The sequence below is a fragment of the Sphingobium sp. PNB genome, from assembly GCF_019873065.1.
Taxonomy (GTDB): Bacteria; Pseudomonadota; Alphaproteobacteria; order Sphingomonadales; family Sphingomonadaceae; genus Sphingobium; species Sphingobium fuliginis.
Genome location: NZ_JAINEZ010000036.1, coordinates 30610 through 46914 on the forward strand (window position 1 = coordinate 30610; position 16305 = coordinate 46914).

Consider the following 16305-nt stretch of genomic DNA (forward strand, 5'->3'; position numbering starts at 1 on the left):
CGCGGCTGGTGCCCGACGGCATGGCGCCCGATGATGGCGGGCGACGGGCTGCTGGTGCGGGTCCGTCCACCGCTGGGCCGTCTGACCGTCCCCCAGGCCATCGGCCTTGCCGAAGCCGCACGTCTTCACGGCAATGGCCTTGTCGACCTCACCAACCGGGCCGCGCTCCAGCTTCGCGGCGTGACGGAACAAGGCCATGGCCCGCTGCTCCGGCACCTTGTCGCCCTGGGCCTTGCAGATCACGATCCGGCCCGCGAAGCGCGCCGCAATTTCCTGCTCGCTCCCGATTCATCGCCCGGGGATGACACGGAAAGCGTCGCGCTCAGCCTGATCGCCCACATCGATGAGCTGCCCCAGCTTCCTTCCAAGATCGGGATCGCCATAGATGCCGGGCCAGCCCCCTGTCTTGCCGCCGTCCCCGCCGATTTCCGGTTCGAGCGCAGCGAGGCGGGCAGGCTGCTGCTGCGGGTGGAGGGGCGTCCGCTGGGATCGCACACCAGCGTCGAAACGGCGGCGCGCGACCTGATTGCGCTTGCCCGCTGGTTCCTTGCCACGGGCGGGGGCGCATCGGGCCGCGCGGCCCGGCACGAAGCCCCGCTGCCGACCGCTGCCGACATCGCGCCCGCGCCGTCCCGCCCGCTGTCCCAATTGCTGGCGGAGGCATCGGGGCCTTTCCACGGCATTCCCTTCGGTCAGCTTGACGCCGACAGCCTTATCGCGCTGGCCGGGGAACCGCATGTCACGGCCCTGCGCCTCACCCCATGGCGCGGTTTGATCCTGGAGGGCGGCGCAGACAGGGCGGAGCACGCCTCCCCTGACGGCCTGCTCCGCGTCGACGCCTGCCCCGGCGCGCCCGCATGCCCGCAGGCAAGCGTCGAGACCCGCGGCCTCGCCACCCGGCTCGCGCCCCTTGTCGAAGGGTCGCTGCATGTGTCCGGCTGCGCCAAGGGCTGCGCCCGCCAAAGGCCCGCAGGGCTGGTCCTCACCGGCCGGCAGGGCCGCTTCGACCTGTCCCGCAACGCCCGCGCCGGATCGCCGCCGGAAACGACCGGCCTGACCGCCCGACAAATCCTCGCCCTTTTCGGAAGGCCCTGATGCCCCACAGCTACGAAACCGACGGAGCCGCCATCTACCGGCAGTCCTTCCGCACCATTCGCGCCGAAGCCGACCTTGCCCGCTTCTCGCCCGAGGAGGAACGCATCGCCGTCCGCATGATCCATGCGGCGGGTCTGGTCGGACTTGCTTCCCACATCCGCTTTTCGCCGTCCTTCGCCCGGGACGCCATCGCCGCGCTTCAGGCGGGCGCGCCGATCCTATGCGACGCGCGCATGGTGTCGGAGGGCATAACCTTGAAGCGCCTGCCCGCCGCCAATCCGATCCTCTGCACCCTGAACGATCCGCAGGTGCCTGCCCTGGCGGCGCAAATGTCCAACACCCGCTCGGCCGCGGCGCTCGAACTCTGGCGCCCGCATCTGGAGGGCGCGCTGGTCGCGATCGGCAATGCCCCGACGGCGCTTTTCCATCTGCTCAACATGCTGGAGGACCCCGACTGCCCCCGCCCGGCCGCGATCATCGGCTGCCCCGTCGGCTTCGTCGGCGCGGCGGAATCGAAGGAAGCGCTCTGGCGCAGCCGGCCCGTCCCCTGCTGTATCGTGGAGGGTCGCCCCGGCGGCAGCGCCATCACGGTCGCGGCGGTGAATGCGATAGCGAGCCCGGCGGAATGAGCGGCGGGACCATCCATGGCGTCGGCCTGGGACCGGGGGCGCAGGACCTGATGAGCGTCCGCGCCGACCGGCTGATCCGCAATGCCCGGCACATCGCCTATTTCCGCAAGAGGGGAAGGTCGGGCCATGCCCGCAGCATCGTGGAGGGCATGTTGCGCGCCGATGCCGTCGAATATCCGATGGAATATCCGGTCACGACGGAAATCCCGCTGTCCGACCCACGCTACAATGATCTGCTCTCGACCTTCTATGCCGATTGCACGGCGCATCTGGACGGGCTTTCGGCACGCGGCGAGGATGTGGTCGTCCTTTGCGAAGGCGATCCCTTCTTCTACGGCAGCTTCATGCACCTGCACAGCCGCCTTGCGGCGCCGGTGAAGATCGTCCCCGGCATCACCGGCATGTCCGGCGCCTGGACCGCCAGCGGCACGCCGATCAGTTGGGGCGACGATGTCCTGACGGTGTTGATGGCCACCCTGTCCGAAAAGGAACTGACCCGCCGCATCCGCGACAGCCATGCTCTGGTCGTCATGAAGATCGGCCGCAACCTTCCCAGGCTTCGCCGCGCCGTCGAAGCTGCGGGCAAGCAGGACAGCGCCTGGCTGGTCGAATATGCGACCATGGCGGATCAGCGCATCACCCCGCTGGCGGAAGCGACCGACGTCACCGCCTATTTTTCGATCCTGCTGGTCCACGGACAGGGTCGCCGTCCATGACCGGATGGGTCGTGGCAGCCGGTCTTGGTCCGGGAGCGGACGCGCTCATCACGCCGGAGGTGTCGGATGCGCTGGCGCAGGCGAGCGACGTCATCGGATACATCCCCTATGTCGCCCGGGTGGCCCAAAGACCGGGCCTGACGCTCCACGCCTCGGACAATCGGGTCGAACTCGACCGCGCCGCCCATGCCCTGGCCCTCGCCGCGCAGGGCAAGCGGGTGGCGGTGGTTTCCTCGGGCGATCCGGGGGTCTTCGCCATGGCATCCGCCCTGTTCGAAGCCGTGGAGGCAGGGCCGGAGGACTGGCGCGACCTCGACATCCGCGTCCTGCCTGGAATCACCGCCATGCTCGCCGCCGCCGCAAGGGCGGGCGCGCCGCTCGGCCATGATTTCTGCGCCATCAACCTGTCCGACAATCTCAAGCCCTGGCCGCTGATCGAGCGCCGCCTGCGCCTCGCCGCACAGGCCGATTTCGCCATGGCCTTCTACAATCCCCGTTCCCGTTCCCGGCCGGAGGGTTTCGGGCGGGCGCTGGCGATCCTGCGCGAAGAATGCGGCGAGGACCGGTTCATCCTGTTCGCCCGGGCCGTCTCCACGCCGGAGGAAACGCTGAGCGTGGTGCCGTTGAGCCGGGCCACTGCGGACATGGCCGACATGCGCACCATGGTCATCGTCGGTTCCAGCCGCACCCGGCTGATCGAACGCTCCGGCCCGCCGATCCTCTATACGCCGCGCTCCGCCGCATGACCCAGCCATTGCAGCACCCCGGCGACCTCATGCGTCACCTGCGCCGCTGGACAGGCCGGACGCTCGATCATCACGACCGGCAGTCCCAGCATCCGCGCGGCGACCAGCTTCGCCCGCGCGCCGCCGCCGCCCGCATTTTTCGACACCACGCAGTCGATGCCATGGGCGCGCATCAACTGCATGTCGCCCTCCACCGTGAAGGGACCGCGGTCGATCACCAGCGCATGATCGGGCAGCCCCGGCACAACGGCGGGCATATCGACGAAGCGCAACAGATAATGATGCTGAGGCTGCACGGCGAAGGCGTCCACATGCATGCGCCCCAGGGCCAGCATCACATTCCGCCTGGCTCCCTCCAGCGCCGCCACCGCCCCGGCCATGTCCGGCACATGGGTCCAGCGGTCTCCCTCCGCTGCGGTCCAGGGCGGCCGGGTCAGCATGATGTGCTCCACCCCCGCCTCCCGCGCCGCGCCAAGGGCATTCCCGCTCATTACAGCGGCGAAGGGATGAGTGGCGTCCACCAGATGGGTGACGCCTTCCTCCCGCAAATAGTGCGCGAGGCCGGCCATGCCCCCGAAGCCGCCGACGCGCACCGGCACCGGCTGCGCCCGTGGTTTGTCCGTCCGCCCCGCATAGCTCAACACCGCGCGAACGCCCCGCTCGGCAAGAGCAGCCGCAAGCGCGCTCGCTTCCGTGGTGCCGCCCAGAATGAGGATGTTGGACATGGCCGATACTCCTGACGGTCCGTGGCTGACGATCGTCGGCATCGGGGAAGACGGCCCGAATGGCCTGTCGTCCGCCGCCCGCGAAGCGCTGGAGAAAGCCGCGCTCGTCGCCGGAGCGCCGCGCCATCTTGCGCTGCTGCCAGCCCTTAGGGCCGAAAGCCTGCCCTGGCCAGTCCCGTTCGCGGCGGGCGTTCCGATGCTGCTCGCCCGCCGTGGAGACCCAACCGTCCTGCTTGCCTCCGGCGATCCCTTCTGGTTCGGCGCGGGGAGCAGCATCACGCGGCATTTGCGGCCGGATGAATGGACGGCGCACCCTGCCCCCTCCACATTCTCCCTTGCCGCCGCGCGGCTGGGCTGGGCGCTTCAGGACGTGGAATGCCATGGCCTCCACGCCGCGCCGCTGACGCGGTTGCGCCCCGGTCTCGTGCCCGGCCGCCGCGCCATATTGCTGCTGCGCGACGGGCAGGCGGCGGGCGAGCTTGCCGCCTGGCTGACGGAACAGGGCTTCGGCCGTTCGACCCTGCATGTGCTGGAAGCGTTGGGCGGCCCCCGCGAACATATCCGCCAGTGCACGGCCGAGGCGCCGGACCTTGCCGATATCGCGCATCCCGTTGCGGTCGGCCTGTCCGTGGCGGGCGAAGGCAGGACGCTCCCCCGCTCCAGCGGCATCCCCGACGACTGGTTCGACCATGACGGCCAGATCACCAAGCGCCCGGCCCGCGCCCTGACCCTGTCCGCCCTGGCGCCCCGCCCCGGCGAGACATTATGGGACATAGGCGCAGGTTCCGGCTCCATCGCCATAGAATGGCTGCTCGCCCATTCCTCCACCCAGGCCGCCGCTTTCGAGGCCGATCCGGACCGCGCCGCCCGGGCGCGCGCCAATGCCCTTCATCTGGGCGTCGACCGCCTGACCGTCATGGAGGGCAGAGCGCCCGACATCCTGACCGGCCGGACCCGCCCTGAGGCCGTCTTCATCGGCGGAGGGCTGAGCCAGTCCCTGCTCGCGACATTGTTCGCCCTGCCCGGCGGTCCCACGCGCCTTGTCGCCAATGCCGTCACGCTGGAATCCGAAGCGCTGCTTGCCAAATGGCATGCCGACAAGGGCGGCGACCTGCTTCGCATCGAGCTTGCGCAGGCGATGCCCCTGGGCAGCCGTCGCAGCTGGCGTTCCGCCTATCCGCTGGTGCAGTGGAGCGTGACGCTATGATCGTCGCCGGCTTCGGCTTCCGCCACAGCGCGTCGCTCGCTTCGCTGGAATCGGCGCTGGAGCAGGCGACGGGCGCCATGATCGCCGTCGACGCGCTGGCAACCCTCGATGGCAAGGCCGGGCAGCTTGCGCCATTGGCGCACAAGCTCGCCCTGCCCCTGATGGCCGTCGGCGTGGAAAGGCTGGCGGAACAGCCCGTGGCCACCCGATCTCCCGCCAGCATGGCCGCCCATGGCACCGGCAGCGTCGCCGAAGCCACGGCCCTCGCCGCCTCAGGGCTAAAGGGCCGCCTGCTTTCCCCCCGCGCCTTCTCTTCCGACCGCCTCGCAAGTTGCGCCCTAGCCGAAAGCCCTGCCTCTTGACCGTTCATTTCATCGGCGCCGGTCCCGGCGCGCCCGACCTCATCACCCTGCGCGGGCGCGACCTGATCGCGCGTTCTCCGGTCTGTCTCTATGCCGGATCGCTGGTGCCCGCCGCCCTGCTCGATCATTGTCCGGCAGGCGCGCGGATCGTCAACACGGCGCCGCTGACCCTGGACGAGATCGTCGCCATCATCGTCGATGCCCATCAAGCGGGGCATGACGTCGCGCGCCTTCATTCCGGCGACCTGTCCGTCTGGTCGGCCATGGGCGAGCAGCTTCGGCGGCTGAAAGCGATCGGCATTCCTTTCAGCATCACGCCCGGCGTCCCCTCCTTCGCCGCCGCCGCTGCCGCCATCGGCGCCGAACTGACGCTGCCCGAACTCGGCCAGTCGGTGATCCTCACCCGGACGCCGGGACGCGCCAGCGCCATGCCGTCCGGTGAAAGCCTCTCCGCATTCGGCGCGACCGGCGCGACGCTCGCCATCCATCTGTCGATCCATAATCTGGCGCAGGTGGTGCGCGACCTGATCCCGCATCATGGCGCCCATTGCCCCGCGGCCGTGGTGTGGCGCGCAAGCTGGCCGGATCAGCGGATCGTGCGGGCGACGCTGGGCACCATCGGGGAAGCTGCTGCGGACGGGCCCGAACGGACCGCCATCATTCTTGTCGGCCCGGTGCTGGGCAGTGAGGATTTCGCGGAAAGCAGCCTCTACGCGCCCGGCTATGACCGCCGTTTCCGACCGGCCAGCGCCGACTCCGCCTTCATCGACAAGCCATGACGCCGGGCCTTCTGATCGCGGCGCCCCGTTCAGGATCGGGCAAGACGACCCTCACGCTGGGCCTGCTGCGGGCCTTTTCCCGGATGGGCATCAGGGTACAGCCGTTCAAGTCCGGCCCCGACTATATCGACCCTGCCTTCCAGCAGGCGGCCAGCCGCCGCCCGTCCTTCAATCTCGACAGTTGGGCGATGTCCGCACCGCAGATGGCGACCGTTGCAGGCCGGGCCGACGCAGAGCTGATCGTCGCGGAAGGCGTGATGGGCCTGTTCGACGGCGCCCCCGCCATCGGGGAAGCCGGGACCGGCGCGAGCGCGGACATCGCGGCGCTGTTCAGCTGGCCTGTCCTTCTCGTCATGGACGTGTCGGGCCAGAGCCAGTCCGCCGCCGCCATCGCCAGCGGTTTCCGTGGCCTTCGTTCCGATATCTCCATGGCCGGCGTCGTCCTCAACCATGTCGCCAGCCAGCGCCACGAACGGCTGATCCGCGCGGCGATGGAGGGGGCGGGCATCCCCGTCCTGGGCGCCATTCCGCGCTCCGCCGCGCTCCACCTGCCGGAGCGTCATCTGGGTCTGGTCCAGGCGGCCGAACAGGCCGATCTCGACCGGATCATCGACCGGATGGCGGACATCGTGGCGACCCATGTGGACCTCAACGCCGTCCGTCGCGCGGCCCGGTCCGCCCCGGCGCAGGATCGCGCTTCAATGCCGACCCTGCCGCCACCCGGCCAGCGCATCGCCATCGCCCGGGACGAAGCCTTCTCCTTCACCTATGCACATCTCCTGTCCGGCTGGCGGGATGCAGGCGCCGAAATCCTGCCCTTCTCCCCCCTGGCCGACGAAGCGCCGGCGGCCGATGCCGATGCGGCCTGGCTCCCCGGCGGCTATCCCGAACTCCATGCGGGCCGGATCGCGCAGGCGGCCCATTTCCTTTCCGGCCTGCGCCGCCACGCACTGGACCGCCCGATCCATGGCGAATGCGGCGGCTATATGGTGCTGGGACAGGCGCTGATCGATGCCGACGGGCAGGCACATGCCATGGCCGGCCTGCTCGGCCTTGTCACCAGCTTCGCGGAACGGCGCCTTCATCTTGGCTACCGACAGGCGCGCTTGCTGGCGCCGATGGGCGGCATGCCTCCGGGAGCGATGCTGAACGGCCATGAATTCCATTATTCCACCATCGTCGAGCAACCGGACAGCCCGCTCGCTCATGTGACCGACGCGGAAGGTCAGGCCGTTCCGTCGACGGGATCGCATCGCGGCCGTGTCACCGGCAGTTTCTTCCACCTCATCGCTCCCGCTTCGAAAGCCTCCTCATGATCAGCATCGACCTTATCGGCATCGGCACGGGCAATCCCGATCACCTCACCCGCGCCGCGGTGAAGGCGATGAACGACGCCGACCTCATCCTGCTGCCCCGCAAGGGCGACGCCAAGTCCGACCTCATCGACCTGCGCCGCGCCATTTGCGCCGAACTGCTGACGCAGGCAGTGAAAATCGTGGAATTCGACATGCCCCGGCGAGCGGACCGGACCGATTATGTCGGCGCCGTCCTCGACTGGCACGATGCCATCGCCGCGCTCTGGATGGAGCAGGTCGCCCGGCACCTTCCCGAAGGCGGCAGGCTCGCCCTGCTGGTCTGGGGCGATCCGTCGCTTTATGACAGCAGCCTGCGTATCGCCGGGCGCCTGCCGGGCGCGAAGGTCTGCGTGATCCCCGGCATCACCAGCGTACAGGCGCTGACCGCCGCCCACGGCATCTGCCTCAACGACCTTGCCGATCCCGTGCTGATCACCACCGGCCGGCGCCTCAGCGAACGCGGCTGGCCGGACTGCGCCGACAGCCTGATCGTCATGCTGGATGGCCATTGCGCCTTCCAGACCCTGCCGCCAGAGGGTCTCGACATCTGGTGGGGCGCCTATCTGGGATTGCCCCAGGAAAGGCTCGCCCAGGGTCCGCTGGCCATGAGAGGGGCCGAAATCGCCTCATGCCGCGCCGCGCTCCGCCAGGAACACGGCTGGATCATGGACATCTATCTTTTACGAAGGCGCACGACGGTCCGACGACCCTGAAGCCGTCAGGCGACGTTCGGCATCAGTTCGATGATCGGCCTGCTAGCGGCCTGTCGCATGCCGCTCGATGCCGTTTCGGCGCGGCGGCGGAACTCGGCAGCCATTGCCTGATGCATCATGCGCGCCGAAGCATCCGCGGTGGTCGCTGCCAGTTGATCATGCATTCTTGCCCGGTCTAGACATTCTTCTGGCGTAAGAGCATTCGTCATGAATCGAACTCCTGCCTGTCGCAGGGCCCATCCTCTCCACCGCCTTCAGAGCGACAGATCCGACTTCGCCCACGAAAAACCGGCGGACAACTTAACCTTTCCCATCATCGATTGAAAACGGAATCTTGCCGCAGCCCTTTTCCCGTCCGCCGCGCGCACCGGTTCAGCGCAGCCAGGCCGCATTGGGCTGCGCGCTATGGCTTTTCAATTCCTTGCGCGTTTCGGAATCAACCTCCTTCAACAGCACTTCATAACCCCAGAGATTCGCCAGATTTTGCAAGACCATAGCGGCATCGCGGGCCTCCAGTTGGACGCCGTCCAGCACCGAATGCTCGACGATCAGCTTGCGGTCGCCGGCCAGGTCGACATCGACCACCTGTATGTCGGGTTCCTGCCGCCCGATTTCATATTCCCGCGCCAAGGAGCGCCGAATCCGGCGATAGCCGCGCTCATCATGAATGGCGTCGACCCGCAGTTCCGATTCGCCCTGCTTGTCGAGGATCTTGAACAGCCGCCATTGCCGGATCAGATGTGGGCTCAGAAATTGCGAAACGAAGCTTTCGTCCCGATAATTGGCCCATATGTCCTTCAGCACCTCCATCGGGTCGCCCGATCCGGCAATATCCCCGAACCATTCGCGATCCTCCTCCGTCGGCGCACGGCAGACCCTTTCGATGTCCGACATGATGCCGAAGCCCAGGGCATAGGGGTTGAAACCGCCAAATTGTCCTGAATCATAGGTGGGTTGATAGACGACATTGGTATGGGATGAGAGGAATTCCATGAAGGCGCCGTCGGTCAGCCATCCCCGTTCGTGCAGCGTCGTCATGATGCGGTAATGGGTGTAGGTCGCAGCGCCTTCGTTCATCGCCTTGGTCTGGCGCTGCGGGTAGAAATATTGCGCGATCAACCGCACGATCCGCAAAATCTCCCGTTGCCAGCTTTCCAGCCGGGGACCGGACTTTTCCAGGAAATAGAGGATATTTTCCTGCGGCAGTCCCAGCGCCGCCCGTCTGGCGTCGCTGGGGATCGCATCCGCCTTCGCTCCAGTGGGCACGGTCCGCCACAGATCGTCATAGATGCGGTCGCGATAGGCCTGCCGTTCCGCCTCCCGCGCCGCCTCCGCCTTCAAGTCCCTTGGGCGGACGCGCGGATAGCGATGCACGCCCTGGTTCATCAGCGCATGGGCGGCGTCCAGCACCCGCTCGACCGGCAATTGGCCGTAGCGTTCCTCGCATTTCGCGATGTAGCGCTTGGCGAATTCCAGATAATCCAGAATTCCCTCGGCATCGGTCCATTGCTTGAAGACATAATTATTCTTGAAGAAATGATTATGCCCGAAGGCCGCATGGGCGATGACCAGCGTCTGCATCGTCGCGCTGTTTTCCTGCATCAGATAGTTGATGCAGGGATCGCTGTTGATGACCAGCTCATAGGCCAGGCCGCGCAGCCCCTTGCGGTACATCATCTCATTGGTCACGAACTGCTTGCCGAAGGACCAGTGCTTGTAGAAGAGCGGCATGCCGATGGAGGAATAGGCGTCCAGCATCTGCTCCGCGCTGATGACCTCTATCTGGTTGGGATAGATGTCGAGCTTCATTTCCTGGAGCGCGATGGGCTCGATCGTTTCGTAAATGCGGTTGATGAGCGCGAAGTCCCAATCGCTTCCCGTGAACAGCGGGGCGGACGCCAGTTCGACCGTCATGCCGGTTCCACCATCATGAACTCCGCTCCGCCACGCCCTTGCGCTGGAACAACTCCCGGAAAACCGGATAGATTTCCCGCCGATGATGCACTTTGCGCATCACGAAATTGCGGTTTGCCTCGCTGACCGGGGCATAGGCCTGCCACAGTCCGGTCGTCGTGCCGATGGTCTCTATGTCGGCGAATTCCTCTCGCCCGACTTCCAGATAGGCGAAATATTGGCTGAAGGGCAGGATTTCCTGCTGCATCAGGCTGACTACCCGACCATTGTCGGACTGCATGGTGTCGCCGTCCGACGCCTGCGCCACATAGATGTTCCAGTCATCCGGACGGAAGCGTTCCTGCACCACCTCGATCAGTTTCTCCAGCGCGCTCGACACCAAAGTTCCGCCCGTCACCGCGCTGTAGAAGAAGGTCTGCTCATCCACCTCCGCCGCCCGGTCGGTATGGTGGATGAACACCACCTCCACATGCTCGTAGCAGCGCGACAGGAACAGGTGCAGCAGCGCGAAGAAACGCTTCGCCAGATCCTTCATATGCTCCGTCATGGAGCCGGAGACGTCCATCAGGCAGAACATCACTGCCTGGGCCACGGGCTTGGGCACCGTCTCAAACCGGCGATAGCGCAGGTCCACAGGGTCGATATAGGCGATCAGGTTGCGGCGGCGGATGACGGTCGAGCGTTCCTCGCGCAATGCCTCCAGTCGTACGGCATCGTCGGGCAGGGCCGGATCGCGCGCCTCGATCAGCGCGATCTCCTCCTCGATCCGGGCAAGATCGGCGCCCTTGGGACGGCGCAGCGCCAACCGACGCGACATCGCCTTCTGCATGGTGCGCGGCACGGACAGGTTGGACGGGTTGCCGACCGTCGAATAGCCTGCCCGCCTTATGCCGTCGACCGCCCCGCCGATCAGCCGCCTTTTGGCGAGGTCCGGCAGCTCCAGATCGTCGAGGAACAGATCCAGAAACTCTTCCCGGCTGAGCGCAAACTGGAAATCGTCATTCCCCTCGCCCTGCCCGGCCTTCGACCCCGCGCCCGCGCCGCCATCGGGCCGCTTGATCCGGTCGCCTTCCATATAATCGTGATTGCCGGGGAAGACCCGTTCGCGGCTGCCCCCCTGCGCGGCGCGGTGCAGCGTCGGTTCGTGGATGACGTCGCGCTGGATCGAAATCTGGCCTTCCTTGTCCAGATCCTTGATGCTGCGGTCCTTCAGGCTGTCGCGCACCGCCTGTTGCACATATGCCCTTGCCCTCCGCAGGAAGCGCTGCCTGTTGACCAGGCTCTTGCCTCCTGGATTCAACCGTCTGTCGACTATGTGCATGGCGGGCTTGGCGCCTCCATCATCCGGCCTGCTTGACGCGTATATACCATTCGACAAGCCGCCGAACCTGCCGCTCAGTATAGCCTCTTTCGATCATCCGCGCGACGAATTCGTCATGCTTGGTCGCGGTTTCGCCGTCCTTCTTCGATCCGAAGCTGATGACCGGCAGCAGGTCCTCGACCTGGCTGAACATCCGCTTCTCGATCACCTCGCGGATTTTCTCGTAACTGGTCCATGACGGGTTGCGCCCGTCATTGCTGGCCCGCATGCGCAGCGCGAACTTCACCACCTCGTTGCGGAAATCCTTGGGATTAGCGATTCCGGCGGGCTTTTCGGTCTTGGACAGTTCCTGGTTGATGACCTCCCGGTCCAGCAATTGACCCGTGTCCGGGTCCTTGAAGTCCAGATCCTCGATCCACGCATCGGCATAGGCGACATAACGGTCGAACAGGTTCTGCCCATAATCATGGTAGGATTCGAGATAAGCCTTCTGGATTTCATTGCCGATGAACTCGGCATAGCGCGGCGCCAGCTCGCCCTTGATGAACTCCAGATAGCGGGATTCGATCTCGGCGGGGAACTGCTCCTGCCGGACCATGCCCTCCAGCACATACATGAGGTGCACGGGATCGGCCGCAATCTCATTGGTGTCATGGTTGAAGGTGGCCGACAGCGCCTTGAAGGCGAAGCGGGTCGAAATGCCCGACATGCCCTCGTCCACGCCAGCAGCGTCGCGATATTCCTGAAGACTCTTGGCCCTCGGATCGATTTCCCGCAGCATCTCGCCGTCATAGACGCGCATCTTGGAATAGAGATTGCTGTTCTCATGCTCCCGCAGCCGCGTCAGCACGGAGAAACGCGCCAGCATGTCCAAAGTCCCCGGCGCGCAGGGCGCCTTGTTCAGGTCCGATTCCCGCAGCAACTTCTCATAGACATGCCGTTCTTCGGTGGCCTGCAAACTATAGGGAACCTTGATGACGTAGATACGGTCGATAAAGGCTTCGTTATTCTTGTTGTTCTTGAAATTCGCCCATTCCGATTCATTGCTATGGGCCATGATGATGCCGGTATAGGGAATGGCGCCGATATTCTCCGTGCCGATATAATTGCCCTCCTGCGTCGCGGTCAGCAACGGGTGGAGCATCTTGATCGGCGCCTTGAACATCTCGACGAATTCCAGCATGCCCTGGTTCGCCCGGTTGAGCCCGCCCGAATAGCTGTAGGCGTCCGGATCGTTCTGCGAGAGCATCTCCAGCTTGCGGATGTCGACCTTGCCGACCAGCGAACTGATGTCCTGGTTGTTCTCGTCGCCCGGCTCGGTCTTGGCGATGGCGACCTGCCGCATGCGGGACGGCATCATCCGCACGACCCTGAACTGGGATATGTCGCCGCCATATTCATCCAGCCGCTTGCGGCACCAGGGGCTGATCATGCCGGTCAGCCGCCGCCGGGGAATGGCGTAATTCTCCTCGATATAGTCGCCATGGGTTTCGGCGTCGAACAAGGCGAGCGGGCTTTCGAAGATCGGGCTGATCTCATCCCCCGCCTTCAGCACATAGATGGGATGCACCTCCATCAGCGCCTTCAGCCGTTCGGCCAGGGACGACTTGCCGCCGCCCACCGGACCCAGCAGGTAGAGGATCTGCTTGCGCTCCTCCAATCCCTGGCTGGCGTGGCGCAGGAAACTGACGATATGCTCGATTGTCCCTTCCATGCCGTAGAAATTGGTGAAGCTCTTGTAGCGGCGGATGGTCCGGTTCATGAAGATCCGGCCCAGCCGCTGATCGCGCGAGGTGTCGATGATCTCCGGCTCACCGATTGCAGCCAGCAGCCGCTCCGGCGCGGACGCATGCATCAATGGATCGTTGCGACATCCCAGCAGATAATCTTCGATAGACATTTCGGCCTGACGCCGATCATCGAACTTCCGCGTGAAGCTGGAAAACAGCTCATTCTTTGTCACTGGCGACTCCCGCTAAAGTAGCCATGGAATGTATATAGACCCTTATGGTCTGTAAAAACAGTGCAATAGAACCTGTTCAGAGTAAAAAATTCAAATCTGTCCAATCGTCGATCTGCATGTTTCTGCAAAAAGAACGCACGATGCTTATCCGGCCACGCAGAAGCATTTCCGGCAATCGCACGACCATCTTCATGCGACCGGCAAGATCATTACCGCGCCGCCGTCATGCAGCATCTTCCAATCGGCGCGACGTTCCCCCGCCGCGATATGATGCATAGTGTCACCTGAGCCCCCGGGAGGGAAGAGGGTAAAGGAGATAATCTCACCAGGGGTGCATTGGTTCCCAGGCATGGAACGATGCGATCGCGCCGATCGAAGGCTGCATTGCGTGTGCTGAACTTGTTTCAGCATCCTTCCCGCCTGCGGAAATGCCGTTACGCCCGCATGTCTATCGTGGCGATCAGCCCGCCATCCGGCGCATTGGCCAGGCGCACGGACGCCTCGAAACTCAGCGCCAGCGATCGCGCGATGGTGAGGCCGATGCCGGTCCCGGGCCGCCCGCCGGGCTGCCCCGCCACACCGCGGGTGAAGGGTTCGAACATCTGGTCCAACTGATCGGGCGCGATGCCCGGCCCATGGTCGCGCACCTCGATCAGCACGCGCGCGCCCTGCCGCATGCAACTGACGTCGGCGCTGCCGCCATATTTCACGGCATTGTTCACCAGATTGCTGATGCAGCGGGTCAGCGCGTTGGGCTTCACCCGGACCGTGCCGCCGCAGCCTGACAGGAAACGCACGGGCAATCCCAGGTCCTGCGCGTCTTCGGCCATGCTGGTCAGCAGCGAATCGATGTCGATCACCGACCAGTCCTCCTGCGCCTCCGTGCTCGCCGCCAGGTCCAGCCCTTCGCGGACCAGCGTCATCATCGCCTGGTGATCCTGCAAGAGGCGGGCCCGCAACTCCTCGTTCTCCACCAGTTCCAGCCGCAAGCGCAGGCGGGTGAGCGGCGTCTGAAGATCATGGCTGATCGCCGCCAGCAACTGCGTCCGCTCGGCAAAGCCCGCACGGACCCGGCGCTGCATCAGGTTGAAGGTCGACAGGGCGGCCCGCACTTCTTCCGGCCCCCGCTCCGGGATTTCCTCCGGATCGACCGATACCGAAAAGGCTTCGGCCGCCCGCTCCAGCCGGCGCAGCGGCTTGGCGACGAAGCGCGCGACGACGATCGCCAGCCCCGCCGAGGACAGCAGGATCAGCAGCAGGTAGATCGGCTTGGCGAGATTGCTGGGCGGCTTGACGACCCGCGGCAAATAGAGGGCGAGCGACCGCCGTTCGCCCGTGCCGTCGGTGAAGCGCACGACCCAGCAATCGGGCCGTGGCGCGTCGATCAGACCCGCCGCCCGATTGTTCGGATCGACCTTGCCGGCCGGAAAGCACAGCCCGACCGGCACCTGCCCCGCTTCGGGGTTGGAGTGCGGCCCGAAACGCACCGCCAGCGCGTCCGCCAGCGTCGGGTCCGGGTCCGCCAGCGCCACGCCCTCCGGCGCGGTCCTCGCCCCCATGATCTGCTGGTCCTTCAGCATCGCCTCTATCTTGACCGGATCGTGACTCAGCCGCTGCGCGATGTCGACGGCGCTGGCCACGACGCGCTGGAGGCGCCAGCGCTCGAAATCGAGATGCCGGGCCTGCTCCGCGACCAGCAGCGCCAGCACGGCGGCGATCGTCATGCCGACGGTCAGCAGCAGGAATATCTGTCCCACCAGCGACCGGAAGAAATTGCGCGCCCGCGCCACGACGGGGATCATCATGCGCCGATCATCCGCCCGTCATTCATAGGTCACCGTGCTCGCCAGCACATAGCCTTCGCCCCGCACCGTCAGGATCAGGCCGTCGCCGCCCGGGCTGTCGGCCAGTTTCTGCCGCAACCGGCTGACCTGCAGGTCTATGGACCGGTCGAACGCCGCCGTGGCCCGGCGTTCGGGCACCAGCGCCTCGCGCGCGAGCACCACATTGGGTTCCTCGATAAAGCGCGACAGCAGCCGGAATTCGGCGGAGGAGAGCATGATCAGCCGCTCGTCGCTGGCGATCAGCCGCCGCTGGAACAGGTCGAGCCGCCACGATCCGAAGCGGGCGATCCGCGCCGTCTTCTGCCGCGCCGGCTCCTCGCTGCGCGACCGCCGCAGCAGGTTGCGCACCCGCACCAGCAGCTCGCGCGGCTCGAACGGCTTGGTCAGATAATCGTCCGCGCCCAGTTCCAATCCCAGCACCCGGTCTATGGCGCTGCCCCGCGCCGTCACCATGATGATCTGAACCCCATTGCCCTGCCCCCGCAATTCCCGGCACAGCGACAGGCCGTCGCCGTCTGGCAGGTTGAGGTCGAGCACGATGAGGTCGACCGCCCCCGCCGCCATGAGGCCCCGCAACTCGGCAAGGCTGCCGGCCGCCTCCACCTCATAATGGTCCTGCGCAAGCTGTCCGACGATCAGCCCCCTTATGTCCTCATCATCATCGACGACGATCACGCGGAACGGGCGGGATGGCGGCATATCGGGCATCGTCTCCTTCTAACCGCATTCGCGCGGCAAGTCTGCGCTCGCGGCGGCGGCCGTTACATATCGATACAATCCGCTACACAATGATCCAACCGGATGAAAAGTCGCTCTACCATGCGACATGATGAAGAGGGATGAGGAGCAGGTCGGCGCCCCTTTTGAAGGAGCCGACCTTCGCCCGGCGCGCCCCTCCCTCCCCCTGCGCCGGGCGAAGTCCCCATCTTCATTCTG

Annotated in this window: 15 protein-coding genes; 9 read left to right on the forward strand and 6 right to left on the reverse strand. The window is 65.7% G+C overall.

Annotation, left to right across the window (positions count from 1 at the left end; all coding sequences use genetic code 11):
* Window positions 1-30 precede the first annotated feature (30 nt).
* Genes K7W03_RS13675 through cobJ form a run of 4 tightly spaced genes read left to right on the forward strand, consistent with a single transcriptional unit; the run spans window position 31 to window position 3186 of the window.
* Window positions 31-1095: a cobalamin biosynthesis protein CobG gene (locus K7W03_RS13675; RefSeq protein WP_222886548.1), complete on the forward strand. Its 1065-nt coding sequence runs from the start codon at window positions 31-33 to the stop codon at window positions 1093-1095.
* Window positions 1095-1724 carry a precorrin-8X methylmutase gene (locus K7W03_RS13680; RefSeq protein WP_044660799.1) on the forward strand — a complete coding sequence of 210 codons (630 nt, stop codon included), beginning with the start codon at window positions 1095-1097 and terminating at the stop codon, window positions 1722-1724. The genes K7W03_RS13675 and K7W03_RS13680 overlap by 1 nt, the downstream gene beginning before the upstream one ends.
* Window positions 1721-2440 carry a precorrin-2 C(20)-methyltransferase gene (gene cobI / locus K7W03_RS13685; protein ID WP_222886541.1) on the forward strand — a complete coding sequence of 240 codons (720 nt, stop codon included), beginning with the start codon at window positions 1721-1723 and terminating at the stop codon, window positions 2438-2440. The genes K7W03_RS13680 and cobI overlap by 4 nt, the downstream gene beginning before the upstream one ends.
* Complete coding sequence (cobJ, locus tag K7W03_RS13690; RefSeq protein ID WP_025546642.1) at window positions 2437-3186, forward strand: precorrin-3B C(17)-methyltransferase; 750 nt, start codon at window positions 2437-2439, stop codon at window positions 3184-3186. The genes cobI and cobJ overlap by 4 nt, the downstream gene beginning before the upstream one ends.
* Here cobJ and K7W03_RS13695 read toward each other — a convergent pair.
* Window positions 3162-3911, reverse strand: coding sequence for a cobalt-precorrin-6A reductase (locus K7W03_RS13695; protein ID WP_065846948.1), 750 nt, complete (start codon window positions 3909-3911; stop codon window positions 3162-3164). The genes cobJ and K7W03_RS13695 overlap by 25 nt on opposite strands.
* On the opposite strand from K7W03_RS13695, the gene cbiE reads away from it, so the two are divergent.
* Genes cbiE through cobF form a run of 5 tightly spaced genes read left to right on the forward strand, consistent with a single transcriptional unit; the run spans window position 3910 to window position 8327 of the window.
* A complete protein-coding gene (gene cbiE, locus K7W03_RS13700) occupies window positions 3910-5118 on the forward strand; it encodes a precorrin-6y C5,15-methyltransferase (decarboxylating) subunit CbiE (RefSeq protein ID WP_222886542.1) in 1209 nt (402 codons plus the stop codon). The two genes, K7W03_RS13695 and cbiE, sit on opposite strands and share 2 nt — an antisense overlap.
* Complete coding sequence (locus K7W03_RS13705) at window positions 5115-5480, forward strand: cobalamin biosynthesis protein (protein WP_222886543.1); 366 nt, start codon at window positions 5115-5117, stop codon at window positions 5478-5480. The genes cbiE and K7W03_RS13705 overlap by 4 nt, the downstream gene beginning before the upstream one ends.
* Window positions 5477-6259, forward strand: coding sequence for a precorrin-4 C(11)-methyltransferase (gene cobM, locus K7W03_RS13710; RefSeq protein WP_025546638.1), 783 nt, complete (start codon window positions 5477-5479; stop codon window positions 6257-6259). Before K7W03_RS13705 ends, cobM begins: the two co-directional genes overlap by 4 nt.
* Window positions 6256-7575, forward strand: a complete 1320-nt coding sequence (locus K7W03_RS13715; RefSeq protein ID WP_222886544.1) for a cobyrinate a,c-diamide synthase — start codon at window positions 6256-6258, stop codon at window positions 7573-7575. The genes cobM and K7W03_RS13715 overlap by 4 nt, the downstream gene beginning before the upstream one ends.
* Complete coding sequence (cobF, locus tag K7W03_RS13720) at window positions 7572-8327, forward strand: precorrin-6A synthase (deacetylating) (protein WP_222886545.1); 756 nt, start codon at window positions 7572-7574, stop codon at window positions 8325-8327. Before K7W03_RS13715 ends, cobF begins: the two co-directional genes overlap by 4 nt.
* Before the next feature lie 372 nt (window positions 8328-8699).
* Here the strand turns inward: cobF and K7W03_RS13730 are convergent, their stop codons facing one another.
* From K7W03_RS13730 to K7W03_RS13750, 5 genes are all read right to left on the reverse strand, one after another.
* On the reverse strand, window positions 8700-10241 hold the full coding sequence (locus K7W03_RS13730) for a SpoVR family protein (RefSeq protein WP_222886546.1): 1542 nt from the start codon (window positions 10239-10241) through the stop codon (window positions 8700-8702).
* Window positions 10242-10254: 13 nt separating this feature from the next.
* Window positions 10255-11562 (reverse strand): YeaH/YhbH family protein, encoded by a 1308-nt coding sequence (locus K7W03_RS13735; protein WP_222886547.1) that lies wholly within the window; start codon window positions 11560-11562, stop codon window positions 10255-10257.
* 19 nt (window positions 11563-11581) lie between these two features.
* Window positions 11582-13525 (reverse strand): PrkA family serine protein kinase, encoded by a 1944-nt coding sequence (locus tag K7W03_RS13740; RefSeq protein ID WP_025546627.1) that lies wholly within the window; start codon window positions 13523-13525, stop codon window positions 11582-11584.
* A gap of 434 nt (window positions 13526-13959) precedes the next feature.
* The gene (locus K7W03_RS13745) at window positions 13960-15330 is read right to left on the reverse strand and encodes an ATP-binding protein (protein WP_044660810.1); all 1371 of its coding nucleotides are present in this window, start codon (window positions 15328-15330) and stop codon (window positions 13960-13962) included.
* An 18-nt stretch (window positions 15331-15348) separates the two neighbouring features.
* Window positions 15349-16077: a response regulator gene (locus tag K7W03_RS13750; protein WP_065846960.1), complete on the reverse strand. Its 729-nt coding sequence runs from the start codon at window positions 16075-16077 to the stop codon at window positions 15349-15351.
* Window positions 16078-16305: the final 228 nt, after the last annotated feature.

What these genes read in the sequence shown, in the direction of transcription:
- K7W03_RS13745 (WP_044660810.1), bottom strand. Translation starts at nt 15,330, where the DNA reads ATGATGATCCCCGTCGTGGCGCGGGCGCGCAATTTCTTCCGGTCGCTG.
- cobJ (WP_025546642.1), top strand. Translation starts at nt 2,437, where the DNA reads ATGACCGGATGGGTCGTGGCAGCCGGTCTTGGTCCGGGAGCGGACGCG.
- K7W03_RS13715 (WP_222886544.1), top strand. Translation starts at nt 6,256, where the DNA reads ATGACGCCGGGCCTTCTGATCGCGGCGCCCCGTTCAGGATCGGGCAAG.
- cobI (WP_222886541.1), top strand. Translation starts at nt 1,721, where the DNA reads ATGAGCGGCGGGACCATCCATGGCGTCGGCCTGGGACCGGGGGCGCAG.
- cbiE (WP_222886542.1), top strand. Translation starts at nt 3,910, where the DNA reads ATGGCCGATACTCCTGACGGTCCGTGGCTGACGATCGTCGGCATCGGG.
- K7W03_RS13730 (WP_222886546.1), bottom strand. Translation starts at nt 10,241, where the DNA reads ATGACGGTCGAACTGGCGTCCGCCCCGCTGTTCACGGGAAGCGATTGG.
- K7W03_RS13675 (WP_222886548.1), top strand. Translation starts at nt 31, where the DNA reads ATGATGGCGGGCGACGGGCTGCTGGTGCGGGTCCGTCCACCGCTGGGC.
- cobF (WP_222886545.1), top strand. Translation starts at nt 7,572, where the DNA reads ATGATCAGCATCGACCTTATCGGCATCGGCACGGGCAATCCCGATCAC.
- K7W03_RS13735 (WP_222886547.1), bottom strand. Translation starts at nt 11,562, where the DNA reads ATGCACATAGTCGACAGACGGTTGAATCCAGGAGGCAAGAGCCTGGTC.
- K7W03_RS13680 (WP_044660799.1), top strand. Translation starts at nt 1,095, where the DNA reads ATGCCCCACAGCTACGAAACCGACGGAGCCGCCATCTACCGGCAGTCC.
- K7W03_RS13695 (WP_065846948.1), bottom strand. Translation starts at nt 3,911, where the DNA reads ATGTCCAACATCCTCATTCTGGGCGGCACCACGGAAGCGAGCGCGCTT.
- K7W03_RS13705 (WP_222886543.1), top strand. Translation starts at nt 5,115, where the DNA reads ATGATCGTCGCCGGCTTCGGCTTCCGCCACAGCGCGTCGCTCGCTTCG.
- K7W03_RS13750 (WP_065846960.1), bottom strand. Translation starts at nt 16,077, where the DNA reads ATGCCCGATATGCCGCCATCCCGCCCGTTCCGCGTGATCGTCGTCGAT.